Below are 777 nucleotides of genomic sequence, written 5' to 3'. Positions count from 1 at the left end.
TAAAGACGCAGAATTAAGTGTTGTTGATGAAGTATCAGCAACCGAAGTTTTGCCTGACGACCATAGAGCTTTGGAACCACCTGATCCCATCCCGAACTCAGAAGTGAAACGAAGCATCGCCGATGGTAGTGTGGGAGGTCCCATGTGAGAGTAGGTCATCGTCAGGCTTCTATTAGAAACCCCAGTAGGTCGTCCTACTGGGGTTTTTTATTGCCTGGAAGAAAGTATTGTAAGTAACTCACTTTCGTTTTAATTATGTGAGCAGGTTCTTATCTTGTTGTTTGATTTGTGAACGACTGTAAAGTTTTGACTCGCAAGACATGATTTAATTAATTATTGGGTATACTTCCCTAACTTCTAATAAATCAGGACGCTGATTTCAACTATGAATGCATCTACAAACAACAAAATTGCTTTGTTATTTCTATCGCTAATGATGGCTAGTAGTACGAAGATATATGCAGAAATGCAGTCGCTATCTGACAGTGATTTATCTGAGGTCGATGGCCAAGGCATCGGTTTAGTGATGGATGACTTTATTTTCAGTCACGGCCATAATCCAAGCGAAGGCAAGGTATTCAGGATTAGTGGTGTAACTAACAGTGCTGGAGAAGACGTTGTAATCAACGTTAATCAAATGTATATCGCGCGTGCAGGTAGTAATTATGGGGAGACTCTAGAGGGTGTAAATCTAGGTAGGCTAACTAACCCATACGAAATTGATTTATTAAATGGTGATGACCCTGATATTGGCTTACCCGGAGAGGCGGTACTTGA

General features: G+C 41.1%; 1 protein-coding gene and 1 rRNA gene. Both read left to right on the top strand.

What is annotated here, in order from left to right:
- The first annotated feature begins 52 nt into the window (after positions 1 to 52).
- Positions 53 to 167, top strand: a 5S ribosomal RNA gene (gene rrf / locus A3763_RS16860).
- Positions 168 to 385: 218 nt separating this feature from the next.
- Positions 386 to 777 (top strand): hypothetical protein (locus tag A3763_RS16855; protein WP_197482941.1); only part of this gene is annotated, 392 nt, incomplete at its 3' end.

This window comes from Oleiphilus sp. HI0128, from assembly GCF_001635365.1.
Note: the sequence above shows the minus strand (reverse complement) of the source record. Positions and strands in the feature narration are given on the sequence as shown.